General features: G+C 74.8%; 18 protein-coding genes. 10 read left to right on the top strand and 8 right to left on the bottom strand.

What is annotated here, in order from left to right; genetic code table 11:
• Positions 1-346: 346 nt before the first annotated feature.
• Entirely contained in the window at positions 347-1975 is a 1629-nt protein-coding gene (gene pruA, locus ACIQG9_RS04385) for an L-glutamate gamma-semialdehyde dehydrogenase (protein WP_400398327.1), read from the bottom strand.
• A 527-nt stretch (positions 1976-2502) separates the two neighbouring features.
• On the opposite strand from pruA, the gene ACIQG9_RS04380 reads away from it, so the two are divergent.
• Positions 2503-3519 carry a hypothetical protein gene (locus tag ACIQG9_RS04380; RefSeq protein ID WP_400398325.1) on the top strand — a complete coding sequence of 339 codons (1017 nt, stop codon included), beginning with the start codon at positions 2503-2505 and terminating at the stop codon, positions 3517-3519.
• Between the two features lie 40 nt (positions 3520-3559).
• On the opposite strand, the gene ACIQG9_RS04375 is transcribed toward ACIQG9_RS04380, so the two are convergent.
• Positions 3560-4069, bottom strand: coding sequence for a DUF6912 family protein (locus ACIQG9_RS04375; protein ID WP_400398323.1), 510 nt, complete (start codon positions 4067-4069; stop codon positions 3560-3562).
• Between the two features lie 712 nt (positions 4070-4781).
• Here ACIQG9_RS04375 and ACIQG9_RS04370 point away from each other — a divergent pair.
• Together ACIQG9_RS04370 and ACIQG9_RS04365 are read left to right on the top strand one after the other, a co-directional pair.
• Complete coding sequence (locus tag ACIQG9_RS04370; RefSeq protein ID WP_400398321.1) at positions 4782-5030, top strand: helix-turn-helix domain-containing protein; 249 nt, start codon at positions 4782-4784, stop codon at positions 5028-5030.
• Between the two features lie 104 nt (positions 5031-5134).
• Entirely contained in the window at positions 5135-5716 is a 582-nt protein-coding gene (locus ACIQG9_RS04365) for an Rv3235 family protein (protein ID WP_400398319.1), read from the top strand.
• A gap of 569 nt (positions 5717-6285) precedes the next feature.
• Here ACIQG9_RS04365 and secA read toward each other — a convergent pair.
• A complete protein-coding gene (secA, locus tag ACIQG9_RS04360; RefSeq protein WP_400398317.1) occupies positions 6286-9186 on the bottom strand; it encodes a preprotein translocase subunit SecA in 2901 nt (966 codons plus the stop codon).
• A 170-nt stretch (positions 9187-9356) separates the two neighbouring features.
• On the opposite strand from secA, the gene ACIQG9_RS04355 reads away from it, so the two are divergent.
• Positions 9357-10511, top strand: coding sequence for a GNAT family N-acetyltransferase (locus tag ACIQG9_RS04355; protein WP_400398315.1), 1155 nt, complete (start codon positions 9357-9359; stop codon positions 10509-10511).
• Positions 10508-11620 carry a GNAT family N-acetyltransferase gene (locus ACIQG9_RS04350; protein WP_400398313.1) on the top strand — a complete coding sequence of 371 codons (1113 nt, stop codon included), beginning with the start codon at positions 10508-10510 and terminating at the stop codon, positions 11618-11620. Before ACIQG9_RS04355 ends, ACIQG9_RS04350 begins: the two co-directional genes overlap by 4 nt.
• Before the next feature lie 150 nt (positions 11621-11770).
• Here the strand turns inward: ACIQG9_RS04350 and hpf are convergent, their stop codons facing one another.
• The 5 genes from hpf to mtrA all read right to left on the bottom strand — a co-directional run bounded on the left by hpf (position 11771) and on the right by mtrA (position 17645).
• The gene (gene hpf, locus ACIQG9_RS04345; RefSeq protein ID WP_400398311.1) at positions 11771-12394 is read right to left on the bottom strand and encodes a ribosome hibernation-promoting factor, HPF/YfiA family; all 624 of its coding nucleotides are present in this window, start codon (positions 12392-12394) and stop codon (positions 11771-11773) included.
• A 249-nt stretch (positions 12395-12643) separates the two neighbouring features.
• Positions 12644-13351: a ComF family protein gene (locus ACIQG9_RS04340; protein WP_400398309.1), complete on the bottom strand. Its 708-nt coding sequence runs from the start codon at positions 13349-13351 to the stop codon at positions 12644-12646.
• An 8-nt stretch (positions 13352-13359) separates the two neighbouring features.
• A complete protein-coding gene (locus ACIQG9_RS04335) occupies positions 13360-15192 on the bottom strand; it encodes an LpqB family beta-propeller domain-containing protein (RefSeq protein WP_400398307.1) in 1833 nt (610 codons plus the stop codon).
• Complete coding sequence (mtrB, locus tag ACIQG9_RS04330; RefSeq protein ID WP_400398791.1) at positions 15189-16889, bottom strand: MtrAB system histidine kinase MtrB; 1701 nt, start codon at positions 16887-16889, stop codon at positions 15189-15191. Before mtrB ends, ACIQG9_RS04335 begins: the two co-directional genes overlap by 4 nt.
• 66 nt (positions 16890-16955) lie before the next feature.
• Positions 16956-17645, bottom strand: a complete 690-nt coding sequence (gene mtrA, locus ACIQG9_RS04325; RefSeq protein WP_067306208.1) for an MtrAB system response regulator MtrA — start codon at positions 17643-17645, stop codon at positions 16956-16958.
• A 218-nt stretch (positions 17646-17863) separates the two neighbouring features.
• Here mtrA and ACIQG9_RS04320 point away from each other — a divergent pair, with 218 nt between their 5' ends.
• Genes ACIQG9_RS04320 through ACIQG9_RS04300 form a run of 5 tightly spaced genes read left to right on the top strand, consistent with a single transcriptional unit; the run spans position 17864 to position 22995 of the window.
• Positions 17864-18709 (top strand): hypothetical protein, encoded by an 846-nt coding sequence (locus ACIQG9_RS04320; RefSeq protein WP_400398305.1) that lies wholly within the window; start codon positions 17864-17866, stop codon positions 18707-18709.
• On the top strand, positions 18706-19326 hold the full coding sequence (locus ACIQG9_RS04315; RefSeq protein WP_400398303.1) for a DUF4129 domain-containing protein: 621 nt from the start codon (positions 18706-18708) through the stop codon (positions 19324-19326). The genes ACIQG9_RS04320 and ACIQG9_RS04315 overlap by 4 nt, the downstream gene beginning before the upstream one ends.
• Positions 19323-20702, top strand: a complete 1380-nt coding sequence (locus ACIQG9_RS04310) for a DUF4350 domain-containing protein (RefSeq protein ID WP_400398301.1) — start codon at positions 19323-19325, stop codon at positions 20700-20702. The genes ACIQG9_RS04315 and ACIQG9_RS04310 overlap by 4 nt, the downstream gene beginning before the upstream one ends.
• The gene (locus tag ACIQG9_RS04305) at positions 20699-21688 is read left to right on the top strand and encodes an AAA family ATPase (RefSeq protein WP_400398299.1); all 990 of its coding nucleotides are present in this window, start codon (positions 20699-20701) and stop codon (positions 21686-21688) included. Before ACIQG9_RS04310 ends, ACIQG9_RS04305 begins: the two co-directional genes overlap by 4 nt.
• Complete coding sequence (locus ACIQG9_RS04300; protein WP_400398297.1) at positions 21685-22995, top strand: DUF58 domain-containing protein; 1311 nt, start codon at positions 21685-21687, stop codon at positions 22993-22995. The genes ACIQG9_RS04305 and ACIQG9_RS04300 overlap by 4 nt, the downstream gene beginning before the upstream one ends.
• Positions 22996-23000: the final 5 nt, after the last annotated feature.

Raw genomic sequence — 23000 nt, 5'->3', positions numbered from 1 at the left:
TTGCCGTCGCGGCGTCCAGGATTTCCGGATTTGCCACCCGGGAGGATTTCCAATGTGCACTGTCGGCCGACGACAGTGGCGCCAGGACTATCGATGGCTACCGGCCGGACGGCGTCGCCGGCCCGGCCGGACGGCCGACCAGGCCCGCCGCCACCCGTCCCGGTGGGCACCCCACCAGCGCACCCCGCCCACCGAACGGGCGTCCCGACCCGGTCCCGACACCGCCCAGGGCACGGCCGGCGCGGGCCGGCACCGCCGATGGCACGGGCCGGGGTGGGCCCGACCGGCACGGGCCGGGGTGGGCCGCCGGTGACGCGGGGTCGCGCCACCGGCGGCCGTCGCCGGTTCAGCCCATGTGCGGGTACGTGTGGTCGGTCGGCGGCACGAACGTCTCCTTGATCGTCCGGGGCGACATCCAGCGGACCAGGTTGTGCCAGGAGCCCGCCTTGTCGTTGGTGCCGCTGGCCCGGGCCCCGCCGAAGGGCTGCTGCCCGACCACCGCGCCGGTCGGCTTGTCGTTGATGTAGAAGTTGCCCGCCGCGTACCGCATCTTCTCGGCCACCGCGTCGACCACCCGGCGGTCGGTGGCGAAGATCGAACCGGTCAGCGCGTACGGGGCGATCGACTCGGCCTGGGTCACCACCTCGTCGAAGCGGGCGTCGTCGAAGACGTGCACGCCGAGGATCGGGCCGAAGTACTCGGTGGTGAAGGTCTCGTGCGCCAGGTCCGAGCACTCGAAGAGGGTCGGCCGGACGAAGTAGCCAACCGAGTCGTCGGCGGTGCCGCCGGCGATCAGCCGGCAGGCGTCGTCCGAGTTGATCAGCTCCAGTGCGGCGGTGTGCCGGGCGAACGCCCTGTCGTCGATCACCGCGCCGCCGAAGTTGCGGAAGTCGGTGACGTCGCCGTAGGTCAGCGAGTCGGCGGTGGCGGCCAGCCGGTCACGCAGCCCGCCCTCCCAGAGCGACCGGGGCACATACGCCCGGGACGCGGCCGAGCACTTCTGGCCCTGGTACTCGTAGGCCCCCCGGATCAACGCGGTGTGCAGGGCGTCCGCGTCGGCACTGGGGTGCGCCACGACGAAGTCCTTGCCGCCGGTCTCGCCGACCAGCCGGGGGTAACCCCGGTAGGAGGCGATGTTCTCGCCGACGGTGCGCCACAGCGACTGGAACACCTTGGTCGAGCCGGTGAAGTGGATGCCGGCCAGGTCCGGGTCGGCGAGCACCACGTCGGAGACCTCCTCGCCCCGACCGGTGACCATGTTGATCACGCCCGGCGGCAGGCCGGCCGCCTCGAACAGCCGCATGGTGAAGTGCGCGGCGAACTGCTGGGTCGGGCCCGGCTTCCAGACCACGGTGTTGCCGAGCAGGGCCGGCGCGGAGGGCAGGTTGCCGGCGATCGCGGTGAAGTTGAACGGGGTGACCGCGTAGACGAAGCCCTCCAGGGGACGGTGGTCGAACCGGTTCCACACCCCCGGCGACGACTTCGGCTGCGCCTCCAGCAGCTCCCGGGCGAAGTGCACGTTGAACCGGAGGAAGTCGATGAACTCGCAGGCCGCGTCGATCTCCGCCTGGACGGCGGTCTTGGACTGGCCGAGCATGGTGGCCGCGTTGAGGGTGTCCCGCCACGGGCCGGCCAGCAGTTCGGCGGCGCGCAGGAAGATCGCGGCCCGCTCCTCGAACGGCAGCGCCCGCCACATCGGGGCGGCGTCCCGGGCGGCCCTGACCGCGGCGCGGGCGTCGTCGTGGGTGGCGTGGCCGGTGACACCGAGTACGTGCGCGTGCCGGTGCGGCTGGACCACCTCGATCGGGTCGCCGCCGGCCATCCGCTGCTCGCCGGCGATGGTCATCGGCAGGTCGATCCGCTCGGCGGCCAGCTCGGTCAGCCGCCGCTGGAGCCGATCCCGGTCGGCGCTGCCCGGCTCGTAGGTGCGTACCGGCTCGTTGTGCGGCTCGGGTACGGAGAACACGGCGTCCATCACAGGCTCCTGTGCGATCTCGACGGCGGTGGCGAAATCGGACCCGCAGGCACCGACCGGACGGCCGGACGCCGGGCGCCGCGCGGCGGACCGTCGCGGCGGCGGGACCTCCGGGGATTCTCCCACGCCCGTTCCGGCCGGCTCGCGCCCCGCCCGCCGCGCGCCATTGATCAAGAAGCGGGGACGCCCGTTCGGCACTGATCCGTACCCTGATGCGCCGTTCTGCCGAAGAAACCCAGGAGTCGGCCTCGTCGCCGGCCGTCACCGCGATCGGGCCCGCCGGCACCGGCGGCGCGGCCCCGAGCCGGCGCACGGCGTCCGTCGGCCGACCCGGCCGGCCCCGCCCGGCGCGGAGGGACCGGGCCGCCCGGCGCGCGGGGCCGGTCCCGCGCGCCCGCGTACCCTGGGATCGCCCGCAGGACGGAGCCGTTGCGATAGGTGCCGGTCCCGCGCGCCCGCGTACCCTGGGTTGCCGATGGGAGGCCCCGTCCCGACGCCGGGACGGGCGCGGGGTCGAAGGGGAGACGATGAGCAACCAGCCCGGCAGCTCCACGGCTGCGGAGCCGGACCAGCCGGCGATCACCGACCCGGCCGGGGACGACACCGCCACCGGGCCGGCAACGTCGGCGGCGCACGCCCCGGCGGCACCGGTGCTGGCCCTGCTGGCGGTCGGCTGGCTGGCCGCGATGCTCTGGTCGACCCGGGAGGCGATCCACTCCGCGGCGGCCGGCCTCACCGCGATCAGCCTCTCCGCCTTCGCCCTCCCCGGGGTGATCTCCGCCGCGCTGGTCGCCGGGGCGGCCGTCGCGCTGGCGGCGAGCGAGCTGGCCGCCCGCCGGCTCGGCGACCGCGCCTCGCTCCGCTTCGCGGCGGCGATCGGCGCGGGCATGCTGACCGGCCTCGGCACCGCCATCACGATCAACCTGACGTACGCCGACAACGCCACCACCAACACCATCGCCGGCACCAGCGCGGCGGCGGCCATCATCGGCGGGGCGATCGCCGGAGCACGCACTCCGGGGCCGGTCGGTGCCGTCGTCACCGCCGCCCTCGGCACCCTGGTCTTCGTGGTGGCGTTCAGCCGGGCCCGCGACCCGCTCTTCGACCTGTTCGGCTCCGACGGTTCCCAGGCATCGCTGGTCGGTGCCGCCAAGTGGGTCTCCCGCACCGAGTCGCTGCTCGCCGGCCTGGTCGCCGGGCTGCTCGCCTTCGGCTACCTCACCTGGGCCCGCCGCCGGGCCGTCCGCCAGGACCCGGCCACGCCGGCCCCGCGCTGGCCCGGGTACCTGCTCGCCGGGGCCGGCCCCGGCCTGCTCCTGCTGCTCGCCGAGGTGATCATCCGGATCGGCGGCCGGACCCTGCTGGACCTGGCCGGCGCGCTGAGCGAGGCGGACGCGGTGGCCCAGACCAGCATGGGCACCTCGCGGGTCGACAACGGCATCTGGGTGCTCTTCGTCGGCGCGCTGACCGCGCTCATCCTGTTCGGCCGCACCCTCGGCCCCACCCCGCGCGACGACGACGAGCCCGACCCCGTCGAGGGCTGAGCCCCACCACCTCCGGCACCGGCCGCCGGGCGACCGTCGGTCAGGAGGCCGCGCGGAGCAGCAGTTCCAGCTCGGAGGGGTCGTACCACTCCAGCTCGTGGTCCTCCGCCCCGTCGACGGTGAACTGGGCGTCCGGGTCACCGTCGACCGCCTCGGCCACCACGTCGGCGGCGGCGGCCACGTCCTCGACCGCCTCGGCCCCGTCCACGTGCAGCGCGGCCACCGCCGGCACCGGCACCGGCCCGTCGAGCCGTACCGCGCTGGAGCCGAGCTCGCCGTCGCCCCGACCGACCGCCGTGGCAGGCAGGTCCACCGAGATCACCACCCGGCGGCGGGGCGCGGCCGGGTCCTCGCGCAGCAGGTACAGGGCGTCCTGGGCGGCGCGGGTGAAGGCGACGTACTCCAACTCCTCCTCGTCGCCCTCGGCGTACCACTCGCGCAGGGCGGGGGTGACCGCGTGCGCGCCGGTGGCCGGCAACCCCTGTTCCCGCAGCCGGGCCAGCATCGGCACGGTCGCCGGCACGTACACCCGGACCAGCTCGTCGCTCACCGTCGTCTCCCCCGATCGTTCGGGGACCGGCCGGCGGGCCGGTCCCGGGCGCCGATCATGCCGTACGCCGAGACCGTCATACACCCCGCACCCGCCCCGGTGGAAGCTGCCGCACCGTACGCCGGCCCGGCCGGCACCGGGCCCGGACCGCCGCCCGGCCCCGGATCAGCCCTCGGACCCGACCGGCGCGGAGCGGGGTGCCGGCTTGCGCCGGGCCGGAGTGCCGGCCGGTGTCGGGCGGTGCTGGGCGGTGCTGGGGCGGTACCGGTCGGTGCTGGGCGGTGCTGGGGCGGTACCGGTCGGTGCTGGGGCGGTACCGGTCGGTGCTGGGCGGTGCTGGGGCGGTATCGGTCGGTGCTGGGCGGTACCGGTCGGTGCTGGGCGGTACCGGTCGGTGCTGGGCGGTGCTGGGGCGGTACCGGTCGGTGCCAGTCGGTGCCGGGCGGTGCCGGGCTGAGGGCCAGCCGGGGCCGGGCCGGAGTGCCGGCCAATGCTGGGGCCGCCACCGGCGGGCCGACGCCGGCGGTCGGGGCGGACGGCGCACCCACCCTGAGGCCCGGTGCTCCGGCGTCTTGTGGGCCTAGACCGGACTGGGCCGGGATGACGGCCGGGTGCCGGGCCGGAGCGCCAGCCGATGCTGGGGCCGGAGTGGCGCCGGAGTGGCGGCCGATGCTGGGCCGGCGTGCCGGTCGGTGGCAAACTGAGTCAAACGATGCCAACCCCGGGGGTTTCCGTGGAGTCGAGGTTTCTCCTGCTCTCCGACGTGGCCGCCGAGCTGAACGTGTCGGACTCGCAGGTCTACCACATGGTCCGCAGCGGCGAGCTGCCCGCGATCAAGATTGGCGGGCGGGGCCAGTGGCGAGTCGAGCGCGCCCGGCTGGAGGAGTACATCCAGCGCAAGTACGCCGAGACGGCCGAGTGGGTACGCGGGAACCCGCTCATCGACCGCGACCCGGAGTGACCGACCGGCACCACTGAGCCATTGACCCTGGGCAGCGCCATGCCGGACAATCGTTGCTGTCGGAGGCAAACGAAGGTAAACGCAAGGGAATCAGGGGTGCGTTGATGGCCGACTCTCGCCGTCCGGGGCCGTCCCGGCCGCCGATCCGGTTGCGTCCGGCGCCGGTGAGCGACCCGCCCTACCTCGACGAGGCACCGGATCTCTGGCCCCGGCCACCCGGGCAGCTCGCCCTCGACCTGTTCGGCGCGGGGCAGCCGCCCGTCGGTCGACCGGCCGGCCGACGGCACGACCCCCGGCCCGGCCCGGGGCGTCCACCCGCCCCGCCGTTGCCCGCCTCGGCCACCGTCACCCCGGAGGCGACCCGCGCGGCACACCGGTTCGTCGGCACCTGCCTGGAGATCCTCAACGGCTACCGGCCACCCGCACAGATCCGGGCCCTGGTCGAGCCGGGGAGCACCGTCGAGGTGACCGAGCAGCTCGCCCGCGCCGCCGCCCGCACCGGGCCGGTACGCCGCCGCTCGACCCGGCCCGCCGTACACCTGCGCCGGATCCGGGTCTGCGAGCCCCGCCCCGCCGCAGTCGAGGTGGCCGCCGTGGTCGCTGGCGCGGGCCGGTGCTGGGCGATGGCACTGCGCCTGGAGCACCGGCGGGGCAACTGGCTCTGCACGACCCTCCAGGTCATTTGACCCAGCCGACCCAGGCCACCACCGCCCCGCCCCAGGCCGCCACGCCCCCAGGCCCCCGGCCGTCCCGCCCCCAGGCCGCCACCGTCCCCAGGCCGGCACGTCCCAGGCCGTCCCGCCCCCCAGGCCGCCACCGCCTTCCCCCTGGGCCGCCACGTTTCAGGCCGTCGACGCCTCGCCCCGGGCCGCCACGCCCTGGCCCGGGCCGTCGACGCCCTGCCCCGTGTCGTCGACGCCCCGCCCCGGGCCGCCACGCCATGGCCCGGGCCGTCGCCACCTCGCCCCAGGCCGTCCCGCCCCGCCCCGGCGGGGCCGTCGACACCACCTCCGGTCGGCATCCGATCCGCTCTCACCGGACTGCGGGGCATGATCGACTCCGCATCGGCGACATGGCGGCATCGAACCGACGTGGACACCGCCACATCGCCGAATCGGAGTCGATCACCCCCGACCGGGACGGGGACGGGGACGGGACGGGGACGGGGACGGGGACGGCGTGAGCCGCGGTCCCGGGCGGGACCGCGGCTCAACGTCATGTCGTCCGGCCGGGGCACTCGACCCCGGCGATCGGATCAGGCGCCGCCGTTGGGCGCGCCGTGGCACCGCTTGTACTTGCGGCCGGAGCCGCACGGGCAGGGCGCGTTACGGGACGGTCCGTTGCCGGCCTCGGCCCGGTCGGCCGGGGCGGTACGCCCGGCGGTGCTGGCCGCGGCGGCCTGGCCGCTCGCCCCGGCGGCAGCCGGCCGGCGCGGCGTGGTGGCCGGCCGCGCCTGGGTCTGCCCCCGCCCGACGCCGAGAGCGGGCGCCTCCTGCTCGGGCCGCTCCACCGCCACCGCACCCGCACCGGCCTCGCCGTCGATGGTGGGGGCGGAGTATTGCAGGCCCTGCTGCTGCGGCGCGCGGTTGAGACCCTTGGCACGGATCTCGACCGGCTTCTCCAGGAGCTGGACCTCCTCGGCCTCCGGCTCCTGGACCTGCACCTCCAGGTTGTAGAGGAAGCCGACCGTCTCCTCCTTGATGCCGTCCATCATGGTGGCGAACATGTCGAAGCCCTCGCGCTGGTACTCGATGACCGGGTCGCGCTGGGCGTACGCCCGCAGGCTGATGCCCTCCTGGAGGTAGTCCATCTCGTAGAGGTGCTCGCGCCACTTGCGGTCGATGACCTGGAGCAGCACCATCCGCTCCAACTGGCGGGTGGCCTCCTCGCCGAGGGTCTCCTCGCGCCGGTCGTACGCGGCGTGCGCGTCCTCCTTGAGGCGGGCGAGCAGGAAGTCCTGGTCCAGGCCGGCCCGGGCACCGACCTCCTCCTCCAACTCCTCGATGGTCACGCCCACCGGGTAGAGCTGCTTGAGGCTGGCCCAGAGCTGGTCGAGGTCCCAGTCCTCGGCGTAGCCGTCGCTGGTGGCGCCGACGACGTACGCGGTGGTGGTGTCGTCGATCATGTTGCGGACCTGGTCGGAGAGGTCCTCGCCGTTGAGCACGCGCAGCCGCTCGGCGTAGATGACCTGGCGCTGCTTGTTGAGCACCTCGTCGTACTTGAGGACGTTCTTGCGGATCTCGGCGTTCTGGCCCTCGATCTGCGCCTGCGCGCTCTTGATCTGGCGGGTGACCATCTTCGACTCGATGGGCACGTCCTCCGGGATGTTGAAGCGCTCCATCACCGCCTCGACCGCGCCGGCCCGGAACCGCTTCATCAGCTCGTCCTGCAGGGACAGGTAGAAGCGGGACTCGCCCGGGTCACCCTGCCGGCCGGCACGACCGCGGAGCTGGTTGTCGATCCGGCGGGACTCGTGCCGCTCGGTGCCCAACACGTAGAGGCCGCCGGCGGCGGCGACCTCCTCGGCCTCGGTCTCGCACGCCTGCTTCCAGGTGGGGATGACCTCCTCCAGCGCCTTGGCGTACTCCTCCTCGTTCTCGACCGGGTCGAGGCCGCGCTGGCGCAGCTCGTTGGCGGCGAGGAACTCGGCGTTGCCGCCGAGCAGGATGTCGGTGCCTCGGCCGGCCATGTTGGTGGCGACGGTGACCGCGCCCTTGCGACCGGCCTGGGCGACGATCTCCGCCTCGCGGGCGTGGAACTTCGCGTTCAGCACCGAGTGCGGGATGCCCCGCCGGCGCAGTAGCTGGGACAGGATCTCGGAGTTCTCGACCGAGACCGTGCCGACCAGCACCGGCTGGCCGGCCTGGTGCCGCTCGGCGATGTCCTCGATGACCGCGTTGAACTTGGCCTTCTCGGTCTTGTAGATGACGTCGGGGCGGTCCTGGCGGACCATCGGCCGGTGGGTCGGGATGGTCACCACGCCGACCTTGTAGACCTTGTTGAACTCGCCCGCCTCGGTCTGGGCGGTACCGGTCATGCCGGACAGCTTCTCGTAGAGGCGGAAGTAGTTCTGGAGGGTGATGGTGGCCAGGGTCTGGTTCTCCTGCTTGATCTCCACCCCCTCCTTGGCCTCGATCGCCTGGTGCATGCCCTCGTTGTAGCGGCGGCCGTGCAGGATGCGACCGGTGAACTCGTCGACGATCAGGACCTCGCCGTCGCTGACGATGTAGTCCTTGTCGCGCTTGTAGAGCTCCTTGGCCTTGATCGCGTTGTTGAGGTAGCCGACCAGCGGCGTGTTCACCGACTCGTACAGGTTGTCGATGCCGAGCCGGTCCTCGACCTTGGCCACGCCGCGCTCGGTGACCGCGATGGTGCGCTTGGCGTAGTCGACCTCGTAGTCGCCCTCGCCGTCGGTGCCGGGCTGGAGCCGGGCCACCACGCCGGCGAACTCGCCGTACCAGCGGGCGGAGTGCTCGGCCGGGCCGGAGATGATCAGTGGGGTCCGGGCCTCGTCGATGAGGATCGAGTCGACCTCGTCGACCACGGCGAAGTTGTGCCCGCGCTGGACCAGTTCGTCGTGCGACCAGGCCATGTTGTCGCGCAGGTAGTCGAAGCCGAACTCGTTGTTGGTGCCGTAGGTGATGTCGCACTCGTACGCGGCGCGGTGGTCGGCGGCCGGCCGGTTGGGCAGCACCACCCCGACGGTCAGGCCGAGGAACTCGTGCACCCGACCCATCCAGGCGGCGTCCCGCTGGGCCAGGTAGTCGTTGACCGTGACCACGTGCACGCCCTTGCCGGAGAGCGCGTTGAGGTAGACGGCCATGACCGAGGTCAGCGTCTTGCCCTCACCGGTCTTCATCTCGGCGATGTTGCCGAAGTGCAGCGCCGCGCCACCCATCACCTGCACGTCGTACGGCCGCTGGCCGAGCACCCGGGCAGCCGCCTCGCGCACCGTGGCGAACGCCTCCGGCAGCAGGTCGTCGAGGGTCTCCCCGTCGGCGAGCCGTTCCCGGTACTGATCGGTCAGTGACCGCAGTTCCTCGTCGGTGAGGTTGACGTAGTCGTCCTCGATCGAGTTGACGGCGGCGGCGATGGCCTTCAGCCGGCGCACCATGCGGCCCTCGCCCGCGCGGAGGACCTTTTCCAGAATCGACACGGATCAACGCTCCCCTAGACAGTCTCGAACCATCGTAGGCGCTCCATCGGCGCAATGGTCACTGGTGGCGGCGGTCCCGCCCGACGAAACCGACATAACACTCGGCTCAGCCCGCCACCCGGTGGTTATCCGGTTACGCCCACCGCGAACGATCCGGCACGATGACTCGGATGGAGCCTGTGGAGATCATCGAGGACGGCCTGCTGCTGCGTCCGTGGCTCGCCTCGGACGCGGACGACGTGCACCGGGCTTGCCAGGACCCGGACATCCAGCGCTGGACCACCGTACCGCGTCCATACCTGCCGGAACACGCCCACGGCTTCGTCACCGAACTCACCTCCCGGTCCTGGGCCGACGGGACCGCCGCGCCGTTCGCGGTCTGCGACGCGACCACCGGCGAACTGCTCGGCTCCTGCGGCCTGGTCTCGATCGACCGGACCCTCGGCTCCGGCGAGATCGGCTACTGGACCGCCCCCTGGGCGCGGGGTCGGGGGGTCACCGTCCGGGCCGTCCGGGCGGTCGCCCGCTGGGCCTTCGACGCGCTGGCGCTGCGCCGGCTGGTCTGGCAGGCCGAGGTCGGCAACCACCGCTCCCGGCTGGTCGCGCTGCGGGCCGGGTTCCAGGTCTCCGGCGAGCTGCGGCTGGCCCATCCCGCCGAGGGTGGCCGGGCGGAGGGCTGGATCGGCTCGCTGCTCCCCGGCGAGGTGCCGGCCGCCGGTACACCCGGCGCCGCCGGGCCGGGCACCCTGGACGCCCGGCGGGCGGCCGTCCTCAGCCGGCCGCAGCCCGTCCTCTTCGCCACCGCCGGCGGCATCGAGCTGCGGCTGCGCCCGATGGAGGGGCGCGACCTCGACGGGATCGTGACGACCTGCCGGGACCAGGAGACCGTCCGGTGGACCAGCGTGCCGCACCCGTACCAGCGGGCCGACGCCGACGGTTACCTGGCCTACGGTCGACTGAGCTGGGCGCGGGGCAGCAGCGCCTGCTTCGTGGTGGCCGGCCCCGACGACGCCTACGCCGGCACGATCGACCTGCGGCTGAGCCCGACCGACCCGCTGCTGGCCGACGTCGGCTTCATGACCGCCCCGTACGCCCGGGGCCGGGGTTGGATGCCGGCCGCGCTCGGGGCGCTCACCGCGTGGGGCGTCACCAGCCTCGGCCTGGCCCGCGTCGAGTGGCGGGCCAACGTCGGCAACACCGCCTCCCGCCGGGTCGCCGAGAAGGCCGGCTTCACCGTCGAGGGCACCGCCCGGGGCGGGGTGCCGCACCGTGGCGAACGGGCCGACGTCTGGGTCGCCGCCCTGCTCGCCGAGGACCTGACGTGATCCCGGCGGTCGTCGAGGCCGACGGGGTGCGGCTGCGGCCCTTCCGTCCCGACGACGTGGACGACCTCGCCGCCGGCTGCGCCGACCCGGTCACCCTGCGGTTCAACCCGGTGCTGCCCGAGCCCTACACGACCGCCGACGCCCACCGCTGGATCAGCGAGGGCGCCCCGGCGGCACGGCTGGCCGGCGGGGCCGCGTACGCCATCGCCGACGTGGCCACCGACCGGCTGGTCGGCGGCATCGGCCTCAGCCAGGTGGTGCCGGCCCGCGGCCAGGCGGAGGTCGGCTACTGGGTGGCTCCCCGGGCCCGCCGGCGCGGTGTCGCCACCGCCGCCACCCGCGCGCTGGCCGCCGCCGCGTTCCGGGCCGGGCTGGACCGCCTGGAACTGCTCACCCATGCCGAGAACCCGGCCAGCCAACGGGTCGCGCTCGCCGCCGGCTTCCGGCGCGAGGGGGTACGCCGGGCCGTCGGCCGGGCCCGCGACGGCCGCCGGGAGGACCTGATCGCCTGGGCACGCCTCGCCGGCGACCCGGACGGGCCGGCCGCACGCCCGCTGCCCGACCTGCCGGACGGCCGGCTCACCGACGGGGTGGTGACGCTGCGCCGGCTCGCTCCCGAGGACACCGACCCGCTCTACCGGCTGCACACGCTGCCCGAGGTGGTGGCGGTGCGGGCCCGTCCCGTCCCGCCGACCCGGGCGGCGATCGCCCGGCGCTGCGCCGTCGCGGAGAGCGACTGGCTGGCCGGCGGCTCGGCCGACTTCGCGCTGCTCGACGCGGCGACCGGCGCGCTGGCCGGCGGCTGCGCCCTGGTGTACGACGAACCGGCCACCGGCCAGGCCATGCTCGGCTACAGCCTGCTGCCCGAGGCGCGCGGCCGGGGGCTGACCACCCGCGCGGTCCGGCTGCTGGCCGGCTGGGCGTTCGGGACGGCGGGGCTGGCCCGGCTCTGGGCCGGCACCGCCCCGCAGAACGCCGCCTCCCAGCGGGTCCTGGAGCGGGCCGGCTTCCGACGGGAGGGCCTGATGCGAGGCCGGCTCCCCGCCCACCACGACAGCACCCGCCCCGACACCATCCTCTGGGCCCGCCTCGCCACCGACCAACCCTGACCCCCACCCCAACCCCCACCCACCACGCCGCACCACGGCTGGCCCCCGACAACGATCAAGAGGTTTGCGTCATCCATGGAGATCGGACAGACGCAAACCTCTTGATCACCGCTGGCGGCCGGTTACCGCCGGTCGTCGGGGTTCGGACGGTCAGGTGTCGAGGCAGATGATGCCGTAGTCGTAGGCGTGCCGGCGGTAGACGACGCTGGGTCGGCCGGTCTCCTTGTCGTGGAACAGGTAGAAGTCGTGGCCGACGAGCTCCATCTGGAACAGGGCGTCGTCGACGGTCATCGGTTCCGCGGGGTGCACCTTGGCCCGGGCGATGTGCCAGGGCTGGTCCTCGTACTCGTCCGGTCGCTCCTCGACGGCGGTGGCGGTGGCCGTGCCGCCGGAGGGGGCGAGCGCGCCGAGCCCGGCCACCGGCAGGTCGGCGGTGGCGGCGGCGACGGAGAGCGGCGCGTGCCGGCCCCGGTGTACGCGGCGGCGGTCGGCCGCCCGGCGTAGTCGGGTGTCCAGCTTGGCGATGGCGGCGTCGAGGGCGCTGTAGAAGTCGTTCGTGCAGGCCTCCGCCCGGATCACCGGGCCCCGGGAGACACAGGTGATCTCCACTCGCTGACAGGTGTCGGACTGGCGGGGATTGCGTTCGTGGAACAGCTCCACATCGACCCGGATGAGCTTGTGATCGTAGCGTTCGATCTTCGCGAGTTTCTCCGCTACGTGCACCCGGTAATGGTCCGGCACTTCGACGTTTCGACCCTTGACCACGATGTCCACGTGACCTCCCTCTTCCGGATGGTCGTCTGATCTTCGAACTCCGGTCGAGCAGCCGCGGGAGCGCCCGGGGCGTCGACCGGTCAGGTACGGCTACGCCTCCTTCCACCGCCGGGGATGGGTGGGGAACCCTTCCTACCCCCGACACGAAAACGCTAACTCCTGTTCGGTCGGCAGTCACCCCCGGTTGCGGAGAACCCTCAGGGAATTAACAGCTACCTACACCATGGGGTGAAACGGAAACACGAAGCGTCACGGGTGCCGCCACTTTTGCGTTGCACCAAGCACGGCCGCGGCCTTTGGCGTCATTCCCGCCGCGTGCAAAGTCCGACTCACCGCCGCCAGGGTGGCCCCGGTGGTCAGGATGTCGTCCAGCACCACCACCGTCCGGCCACCCGCCCCGCGCCCGGTCCACCCGGACCGCAGCCGGAACGCCGACACCGCCGCCTCGGCCCGCCCGGCGCGGTCCAGCTCCACCGAGTCCGCCCGGGGCAGCGCCCGCAGCGGCCCGGCCGTCCGCACGTCCCAGCCGGCCCGCCGCAACCGGGCCGCCGCGTGCCGCGCCAGCCGGGCCAGGTGGTCGCCGTAACGGGCCCGGGCCGCCGCCGCCCGGTCCGGCACCGGCACCAGCAGCACCGGCCGGGCCGACCCGACCGACCCGGCCACCACCTCGGCCAGCAACCCGCCCAGCGGCCGGGCCAGCCCGTGCCGGCCCCGTTCCTTGTACGCCAGCAGCGCCTCGCGCAGCGGACCCGCGTACGGGCCGAGGGCGTGGCAGGGCGGCAGGTCGGCCGGGGCGGGGGTGGGGCGGGCCGGGGCGGGCCGTAGCGCGCCGAGCGACCCCGCGCAGGCCGGGCAGAAGCCCTGCCGCAGGGTCACGTCCCGCCGCCCGCAGCCCGCACAGCCGGCCGGGAAGACCAGGTCGGTGAGGTCCGACCAGAGTCCGCCGACGTCCCGCACCGGCCCGCTCAGAACAGGAAGAAGGGAGCGGTCGGGCTGCCCGCCCGGACGCCGGCGGGCGGGGGCGACACGTCGAGCACCTGGTCCCGCCGGATGGTCTCCGCCGAGGGGGACCGGTGCCGGTAGGCGACGCCGTTGGCCTCGTACATGATCATGACGGCGGGCAGCACGTACGTGGGGTTGGCCGGGTACACCGCCAGGTGCGTCACCCGGGCCCCCACGTCGGCGACCAGTTCGGACTGCTGCGCCCCGTCGACGCTCACCTCGTACACCGCCGAACGGTTGGTCGAGCCGGCCACCGCGAGGGTGTTCTCCCCCGCCCAGTCCACCGCCGACAGGTCGGTCAGCGTGGTGGCCACCTGCCGCACCGGGCCGAGCGAGACCCCGCCGCCGTCGAGACTGGCGGCGGAGACGTAGAGCCGGCCGCCGACGATCAGGGCGATCCGGTGCCCGTCCAGCGAGGCGGCCACCGCGCTGACCCTGCCGGCGGCGCCCACCGGCACCGGGACCATCCGGGCCTGGTCGTCGAACCGGTAGAGCCCCCCGTCGGCCACCACCAGCCCGTACGGCTGGCCCGCGCCGAGCGGGCGCAGCCAGACCGGCCGACCGATCGCCTTGAAGAGCTGCGCACCCGGGGTCATCACCTGCACCGGGGCGACGCCGGAGCCGGCCACCAGGCGCTGCCGCCCGCCCGGGGCGGTGGTGACCACGGCGGCGAGCGTCTTCTCCTCGGCCCGCCGCATCGAGGCCGAGACGATGTCGTGGTTGTCCTCGGCGCGGATCGGGACGGTGCCGGTGTCCTCGGACAGGAAGGACAGCGGGTGGATCGCCCCCTCGTAGACGGCGAACCGCTGCGGCCCCTCGGTGAGCGGATAGACCTTGTTGGCGACCCGGTGGTCGTTCAGGTCGTCGATGGTCACCCGGGACTGGTTGCGGGTGGTGAGCTGAAGTGGCCCGTCCAGGTCCCACAGCGACCAGGCGAGCTGGATGCCGAGCTTCTCCAGCTTGCGGCGGTCGTCGCCGGGCAGTTCGAGGTTGACCTCCCAGCGGCCGTCGGTCTTGACCGCGTTGTTGATCAGGGCGGTCCGGTCCGGCAGGCCACTCACCCCCTGCCGCAGCCAGTCCGACGGGCCGGCGATCAGCCACTTCACCACCTCACTGACCAGCCGCTCGGCCGGCACCGCGACCGGCAGGTACCGCTGGTCGGCGACCAGCCGGCTGGAGTCGGAGTTCCAGAAGTAGACCGTGCGGGACCGGTAGTACCGCAACGCCTCGGTGGCCAGCAGCAGCACGTTGGGCGGGTCGGTGACGAAGAAGCCGGCCTCCTCGGGCCCCTCCTGACCCAGCGGGGCGGCGCTGCGCAGCGAGAACCGGTACTCCGTCTCGTTCAGCACCGGCGGGCCCAGCACGCCGTTGGCCCGCAGCACCCCGACCTGCTGCACCGGCACCCGGACGGTGAACAGCCCGCTGGCGTTCTCGGTGATCACCGGCTTCTCGGTCAGCCGGACCACGTTGATCGCGACCTCGCTGCCCTGCTTCTCCGGGAGCCGGCTGCGGTCCTCCCGGGCGATGAACTCCTTCACCCGCGTGTACGCCCGCTCCGGCTCGCCGGCCGCGGCGGACAGGAAGTTGTGGACGAACGCCTCCCGGTCGGTGCCGCTGGCCGTCCGGGTGGGTGGCTCGCCCAGCCCGAAGCTGGACGCGCCGGCCGAGACGGCCGGCCCCGAGCCGTCCACCTGCACATCGGTGTTGTCGGGAATGCCGCAGCCGGCCGGGACGAGCGCCAGCAGCGCGGCGCAGAGCACCCCGGTCACCGTCCGCCGCCCCGGACGGCGGCTCACGACCGCGCCTCCGCCCGCTCGTCGGCGGCGACCGACCCCGGGCCGATGGCCAGCACGCCGCCGCCACCGGGGCCGATGGCCAGCAGGTCGCCGTCGCGGGGGCCGCCGAACGGCAGGGTGGCGTCGGCCGGCACCAGCCGCAACGGTGAGGTGGTGAGCCGGTCGCCGGCCCGGGCCGGCAGGGTGAGCCGGAACTGGGCGCCCTGGCCCGGCGCGCCCCACGCCTCCAGCCAGCCGCCGTGCAGCCGGGCGTCCTCCAGGCTGATCGACAGGCCCAGCCCGGTCCCGCCGGTCTGCCGGGCCCGGGACGGGTCCGCCCGCCAGAACCGGTTGAAGACCAGTTTCTCCTCACCCGGCTTGAGCCCGACCCCGTGGTCACGCACGGTCATCGCGACGGCGGTCTGGTCGACGGCCAGGGTGATCAGCACCGGCTTCGCCTCGCCGTGCTCGACGGCGTTGCCGACCAGGTTGCGCAGCACCCGTTCGACCCGGCGCGGGTCCACCTCGGCGATCACCGGGGCGGTCGGCACGTCCAGCTCGATGGTGACACCGACCCGTTCGGCCAGGCCGGCGAGGCGGTCGGCGACCCGGTGCACCACCGGGACCAGGTCGGTCGGCTCGGCGTCCAGCATGGCGAAGCCGGCGTCGAAGCGGCTGATCTCCAGCAGGTCGGTGAGCAGCTCCTCGAACCGGTCCAGCTCCGCCTGGAGCAGCTCGGCGCTGCGCGCCACCGCCGGATCGAACTCGTCGCGTTCCGCGAAGATCAGGTCGGCGGCCATCCGGACGGTGGTGAGCGGGGTACGCAGCTCGTGCGACACGTCGGAGGTGAACCGGCGCTGGAGCCGGGACATCTCCTCCAGCCGGAGGATCTGCCGTTGCAGGTTGGTCGCCATCTGGTTGAAGGAGGCAGCGAGCAGCGCGAGGTCGTCCTCGCCGTTGACCACCATCCGCTGGTCGAGCAGGCCGGCGGAGAGCCGCTGGGCCGTCCGGGCGGCCACCCGTACCGGGGTCACCACCAGCCGGGTCACCAGGGCGGCGAGCAGGCCGAGCAGCAGCACCAGGGCCACCCCGGTGGCCAGCACGGTGGCCCGGGCGTCGGCGGCGGTGGCGTCCTGCCGGTTGAGCGGGACGAGGTAGTAGAGCTCCACCTGGCCGAACCGGGTCGGCACCGGCGAGCCGTAGACCAGGTACTTGGTCCGGTCGCCGGTGAGCCGCCCGGTACGGATCTGGTGGGCGATCTTGCCGTCCGCGACGGCGGCCCGCAGCTCCCGGCTGATCAGCGGCCGGACGTCCATCGCCGGGGAGGTGCGGGTCTCGATGATGCCGGCGTAGTTGTCCGCGGTGATCGCCACCACCACCCCGCTGGTCTGCTGCGGGTCACCCCCGGCCAGGTAGTTGACCGTGCCCTCGATGGTGTCCTGGAGCTGGGCCTCCTGCGGCTGGCTGTAGAGGTTGAACTGCTTGGCCGAGTAGTCGCTGCCGCTGTGCAGCCGCAGCAGCACGTCGGTCTTGGCGTTCTCCAGCAGGATGCTGGTGATCTTGTCGGCGATCAGGTAGGCGAACCCACCGACCAGCAGGCTGGAGACGACCAGGGTGATGGTCACCACCCGGACCTGCAACGACCGCCGCCACGTCTGGTGCAGGCCGGCCACCGCCCGCAGGGACCGGCCGGCCAGCACGCGCCGCAGCGCCCGCACGGCGGAGAGCCGACCGGCGGTGCGCTCGGGGTGGGGGTTCGGTGAGCTGGTCACGGTGCGACCAGGCTATCCGGTACCCGCCTTGTAGCCCACGCCCCGAACGGTGAGGATGATTTCCGGCCGCTCCGGATCCGGCTCGATCTTGGCGCGCAGCCGCTGCACGTGCACGTTGACCAGCCGGGTGTCCGCCGCGTGCCGGTAGCCCCAGACCTGTTCCAGCAGGACCTCGCGGGTGAAGACCTGGCGCGGTTTACGGGCCAGCGCCACCAGCAGGTCGAACTCCAACGGCGTGAGCTTCACCTCCTCGCCGTCCCGGCTCACGGTGTGCGCCGGCACGTCGATGGTGATCTGGTTGCCGGGCGGCCCGATGGTCAGCATCTCCGGGGCGACGTCCTCGCCCCGCCGCAGCCGGGCCCGCATCCGGGCCACCAGTTCCTTGGGCTTGAACGGCTTGACCACGTAGTCGTCGGCGCCGGACTCCAGCCCGAGCACCACGTCCACGGTGTCGCTCTTGGCGGTGAGCATGACGATCGGCACGCCCGACTCGCCCCGGATGGCCCGCGCCACGTCGATACCGCTCATTCCGGGCAGCATCAGGTCGAGCAGGACGATGTCGGGTCGACTGTCCCGGAACGCGGCCAGTGCCCGTTCCCCGTCGGCGACGAAGGAGGGCAGGAAGCCCTCGCTGCGCAGGACGATGCCGAGCATCTCGGCGAGCGCGGGGTCGTCGTCGACCACCAGTACCCGGGCTCTCATGGGGTTTATGGTTCCATCCCCGTTCAGTTTCGGTGGGATCGGCGTCTGGAAGAGCACGGTACTGCGGGGGGAGGCGTCACCGCACGTCCCACGCGCGAGGTCACCCCGCACGGCCGCCGTCGGGGGGCCACACGGCGGGTCCACCCGGCCGGTCGGACCGTGTCACCATGATCCCCGGGCGAGCCGCCGCCCGCCAGCCATCACCCGCAGGAGTACGCGTGCCCGACGTCGGCCCGACCACCGTGCTCCCCCGCCGCCCGCTCACCGTCGGCGAGTTGCTCGACTCCGCCGTGCTGCTGCTCCGCGCCCAGGGCCGGCTGCTGCTCCCGCCGGCCGTCCTGCTCGCCACGGGCGAGCAACTGCTGCTGCTCCCGCTGCGGCGGCTGGCCGACGCGGTACCCCCGATCTGGTGGGACGACAACGGGTCGGTCCCCGCCTGGTGGCTGCTGCTGGCGGTGGGGGCCGCCACCGAGGCGGTGATCGTCCTCCTGCTCGGCAACCCGGCCGCCCGGGCCGCCGGCACCGCGCTGCTCGGCCGCCGGGCCGGCGTACGCGAGCTGCTCCGACCGGCCGGGGCCCGGTGGGGCGCCACCCTGCTGCTCGCCCCGGTGGTCGGCCTGCTGATGCTGCTCGCGGCGCTGCTCGGCCCGGTCTGGCTGGTCGGCTACGGCCTGCTCGGCTCGGTGGCCGCGGCACTGGTGCTGGACCGGGTGTCCGGGCCGGCGGCGGTGGGCCGCGCGGCACGGCTCGCACTTCGCGGTCGGGCCGGCGCCGTCCGGGTGCTGGGCTATCTCGGCTGGTGGGTCCTCCGGGTCGGCCTGGCCCTCGGGGTCTTCTTCGGCGTCGAGTCGCTCGGGCTGGTCGACCTCGCCGACCCGACCGTCCGGGTGGGCGCCGCGATGCTCGTCTGGGGTGCGGTGAACAGCGTCGCCTACCCCGCCCTGGCCTGCCTGGACGCGGTGATCCACCTGGACACCCGGATGCGTACCGAGGGCCTGGACATCCGCCTCGCCCGCACCCCCGCCGGCCTCGCCGCGCACGCCCTGTCGGTGGCCGGCCGGTGAGCCGGTGGTGGACGGAGGCCGTCGCGGCGCTCGGCGACGTCCTGCCGCTGCCGCTGGTGGCGCTGCTGCTCGTGCTGGTCGCCGGGCTGGTCGCCCTGGCCTGGTACCACTTCCCGGCCTGGGTGCCGCGCCGACTGCCCCGGCTGCGCCTGCCCCGCCTGCCCCGGCTCCGGTTTCCCCGGCTGCGCCTGCCCCGCTGGCGTCGTCGCCGGACGGACCGCCCGGCCAAGGCGACGAAGACCCTGGTGGTGCCCCTGCCCCGGGCCGGTGACGACACCACGCCCACCGGTGCGGGGCTGTCCCTCGCCGACCGGCTGGCCGCCGAGGGCCGGTACGCCGAAGCCGTCCGGGAACGGCTGCGCGGCATGGTCCGGCGGCTGGTCACGGCCGGCGCGGTCGAGCCCCGCCCGGGAATGACCGTCACCGAGCTGGCCGACGCGGCGGCCCGCACCCGCCCCCCGGTCGACCCGCCGCTCCGCGCGGCCGGAGCGATCTTCTCCGAGCTGTGGTACGCCCAGCGCCCCGCCGCCGCCCGGCACGACCGGCGGATGCGCGAGCTGGCCGACGAGCTGGACCGGGTGCTCGCCGGCCCGCCGGCGGACGGGGGGACACCGTGACGCGGACCGCCGCACCACCGGCCACCACCCCGGCGACCCCCGCCGCACCGCCCCGGCGCCGCCGCCGGCACCGGGTGATCGTCCCGCTGGCGCTGGCCGCCGCGCTGATCGCCGGCACGCTGGTCGCCCACGCCCGGGACCAGCCGGACCCGACCGACCGGGGCTTCCTGTCCCCGACGGCGACCGACGACGACGGCGGCAGCCGGCTCGCCGGGGCGCTGCGCGGCCGGGGCGTCACCGTCCAGCGGGAGACGGACCTGCTGCCGGCGCTGCTCGCCCTCGACAGCGGCCCGGCCACCCTCTTCGTCCCGGCACCGGAGCTGCTGCACCCGGACACCGTCATCGCCCTGGGCGAGCTGCCCGCCGGCCGCCGGCTGGTCCTGGTCGACCCGTCCCGCCGGCTGCTGGAGGCGGCCGAGCTGCCGCTGGTGCCGACCGACCGTCGGTGGGCCACCCGGGCGGTCGCCCCGGGCACCGACGGGCGGCCGTGCCCGCTGCCGGAGGCGGCCCGGGCCGGCACCGCCGCCGCCCAGCGCCAGCGGTACGCCGCCGCGCCCGGCCGCCCGGTCGCCGTCGACCGCTGCTACTCCGCCGGGCTGGTCCGGCTCGGCGGGCCCGCCGAGGTGGTGGTGATCGGCGCCAGCGACCCGTTCCGCAACGACCGGATCGGCGAGCACGGCAACGAGGCGCTGGCCACCGGCCTGCTCGGGGTGCACGGCCGGGTGGTCTGGCTGGACCTGGACGGCCCCGCCCCGGCCCCGTCCTTCGGCACCGGCAGCAGCGGCGAACCGGGCTGGTCGCCCACCCCCGGCGGATCCACCGAGTACGACGACGGTTCCGACCCGACCTCCGGCGGCTCCGGCGAGAGCGACAGCGGCCAGGACGCCGAGCAGGACCCGGCCGCGCCGCCGGAGCAGGACCACCCGCTGCTCGACGCGTTCCCGCCCTGGTTCTGGGCGCTGCTGGCGCAGCTCGCCCTCGCCGCGCTGCTGGTCGCGCTCTGGCGGGGTCGCCGGCTCGGCCCGCCGGTGGCCGAACCGCTGCCGGTCCAGGTCCGCGCCGCCGAGACCGTCCTCGGCCGGGGCCGGCTCTACCAGCGGGCCCGCGCCCGGGGCCCGGCCGCCGCGACCCTGCGCGCGGCCACCCTCGACCGGCTGCGCAACCGGCTGAACCTGCCGGCCGACACCCCGCACGGCGAGGTGGCCGCCCGGGTCGCCGAGCAGGCCGGCGGCACCCCGGAGCAGGTCCGCGAGCTGCTGTACGGCGCGGAGCCGGAATCCGACGCCGAACTGCTGGAGCTGGCCCGGTCGCTGGACCGGATGACCCGTACCGTGGCGGCGCCCCCCGACCGTCCGACCGAAGGAGACCACCGGTGACCCGACCCGCCACCACCGCCGACCCGACGGCCGGCCCGGACGACGCCCGGGCCGCCCTGCACCGGCTGCGCACCGAGGTGGCCAAGGCGGTCGTCGGGCAGGACGCCGTGGTCACCGGCCTGGTGATCGCGCTGCTCTGCCGCGGCCACGTCCTGCTGGAGGGGGTCCCGGGGGTGGCGAAGACGCTGCTGATCCGGACCGTCGCCACCGCGCTCGACCTGGACTCGAAGCGGATCCAGTTCACCCCCGACCTGATGCCCGGCGACGTCACCGGCTCGCTGATCTTCGACCCGCGCACCGCCGCGTTCACCTTCCGGGAGGGGCCGGTCTTCACCAACCTGCTGCTCGCCGACGAGATCAACCGGACGCCGCCGAAGACCCAGTCGGCGCTGCTGGAGGTGATGGAGGAGCGCCAGGTGTCGGTCGAGGGCGCCCGCCGGCCGCTGCCGGACCCGTTCATCGTGGCCGCCACCCAGAACCCCGTCGAGTACGAGGGCACCTATCCCCTCCCGGAGGCGCAGCTCGACCGGTTCCTGCTCAAGCTGACCGTGCCGCTGCCCAACCGGGAGGAGGAGCTGGGCGTGCTGCGCGCCCACCACGCCGGCTTCGACCCGCGTGACCTGGGCGCGGCCGGCGTACGGCCGGTGGCCGGCGCGGCCGACCTGGCCGCCGCCCGGGAGGCGGTCGGGCGGGTGTACGTCGGCGAGCCGGTGCTCGGCTACATCGTGGACCTGTGCCGGGCCACCCGGGTCACCCCGGCGCTGGAACTGGGCGCCTCGCCCCGGGGCGCGACCGGGCTGCTGAGCACCGCGAAGGCGTGGGCCTGGCTGGCCGGCCGGGACCACGTCACCCCCGACGACGTCAAGGCCACCGCCCGGCCGACCCTGCGGCACCGGCTGCGGCTGCGCCCCGAGGTGGAGTTGGAGGGCGTCGGGGTGGACGCGGTGCTGGACACGGTGCTGGCCACCGTGCCGACGCCGCGATGACCTGGCGGGCGGCCGTCCTGCTGCTGGTCGGCGCGCTGACCCTGCCGGCCTGGCCGGACCCGTTCCTCGGGGTGGCCGCGATGACCGGCGCGGTGCTGCTGCTGACCGCCGTGGACTGGACGCTCGCCGCGCCGCTGCACGCCGTCACGCTGGACCGGGAGGGCGAGCGGACCGTCCGGCTCGGCCACACCGCGACGGTCGCGCTGCGGCTGTCCCACACCTCCGGCCGTACGCTGCGCGCCCAGGTGCGCGACGTCTGGGTGCCGTCGGCGGGGGCCCGGCCGGACGTACCGCCGGGGCGGGTGTCCCGGGTCGGACCCGGCGGGGTGGTGGTGCTGCCCAGCCGGCTCACCCCCACCCGGCGGGGCGACCGGCCGGCGGTGGCGGTGGCGGTGCGGTCGTTCGGTCCGCTCGGGCTGGCGTTCCGGCAGCGGTCCGGCCGGCCGGCCGCCCCGGGCTGGACGCTGCGCGTGCTGCCCCGCTTCGACTCCCGCCGGCACCTGCCGGAGAAGCTGTCCCGGCTGCGGGTCATCGACGGCACCCAGGTCACCCGGGGGCGCGGCCAGGGCACCGAGTTCGACACCCTGCGCGAGTACGTGGTCGGCGACGACGTCCGCTCGATCGACTGGCGGGCCAGCGCCCGCCGGTCCGACGTGCTGGTCCGCACCTGGCGGCCGGAGCGGGACCGGCGGCTGGTCTGTGTGCTGGACACCGGCCGCACCTCGGCGGTGCGGGTGGGCGACGAGCCCCGGCTGGACACCGCCATCGACGCGGCGCTGCTGCTGACCGCGCTGGCCTTCCGGGCCGGCGACCGGGTCGACCTGATCGCGGCCGACGCCGAGATCCGGGCCACGGTGACCGGCAGTGGCCGGCCGGCCCTGCTGAACCGGTTGGTGACCACGCTCGCGCCGCTGCACCCGGCGCTGGTGGAGACCGACTTCGAGCTGGTCGTCGCGGAGATCCTCCGGCGGGAACGCCGACGCAGCCTGGTGGTGCTGTTCACCGCGCTGGAGGCCGGTCCGCTCGCCGACGGGCTGCTGCCGGTGCTGCCCCGGCTGGCCGCCCGGCACCGGGTGGTGGTGGCCGCCGTGCACGACCCGGTGTTGACCGCGCTGACCACCACCGCGCCGCACCGCCCGGAGGACGCGTACGCCGCCGCGGCCGGCTGGCGGGCGCTGGCCGAACGGGACCGGGTCCGGACCGCCCTCGGCCGGTACGGGGTGACCGTGGTGGACGCCCCGGCGGACCGGCTCGCCCCCGCCGTGGCCGACACCTACCTGCGCCTCAAGGCCCTCGGCCAGCTCTGACCCGC

This window comes from Micromonospora sp. NPDC092111, assembly GCF_044755745.1.
Classification (GTDB): domain Bacteria; phylum Actinomycetota; class Actinomycetes; order Mycobacteriales; family Micromonosporaceae; genus Micromonospora.
Note: the sequence above shows the minus strand (reverse complement) of the source record. Positions and strands in the feature narration are given on the sequence as shown.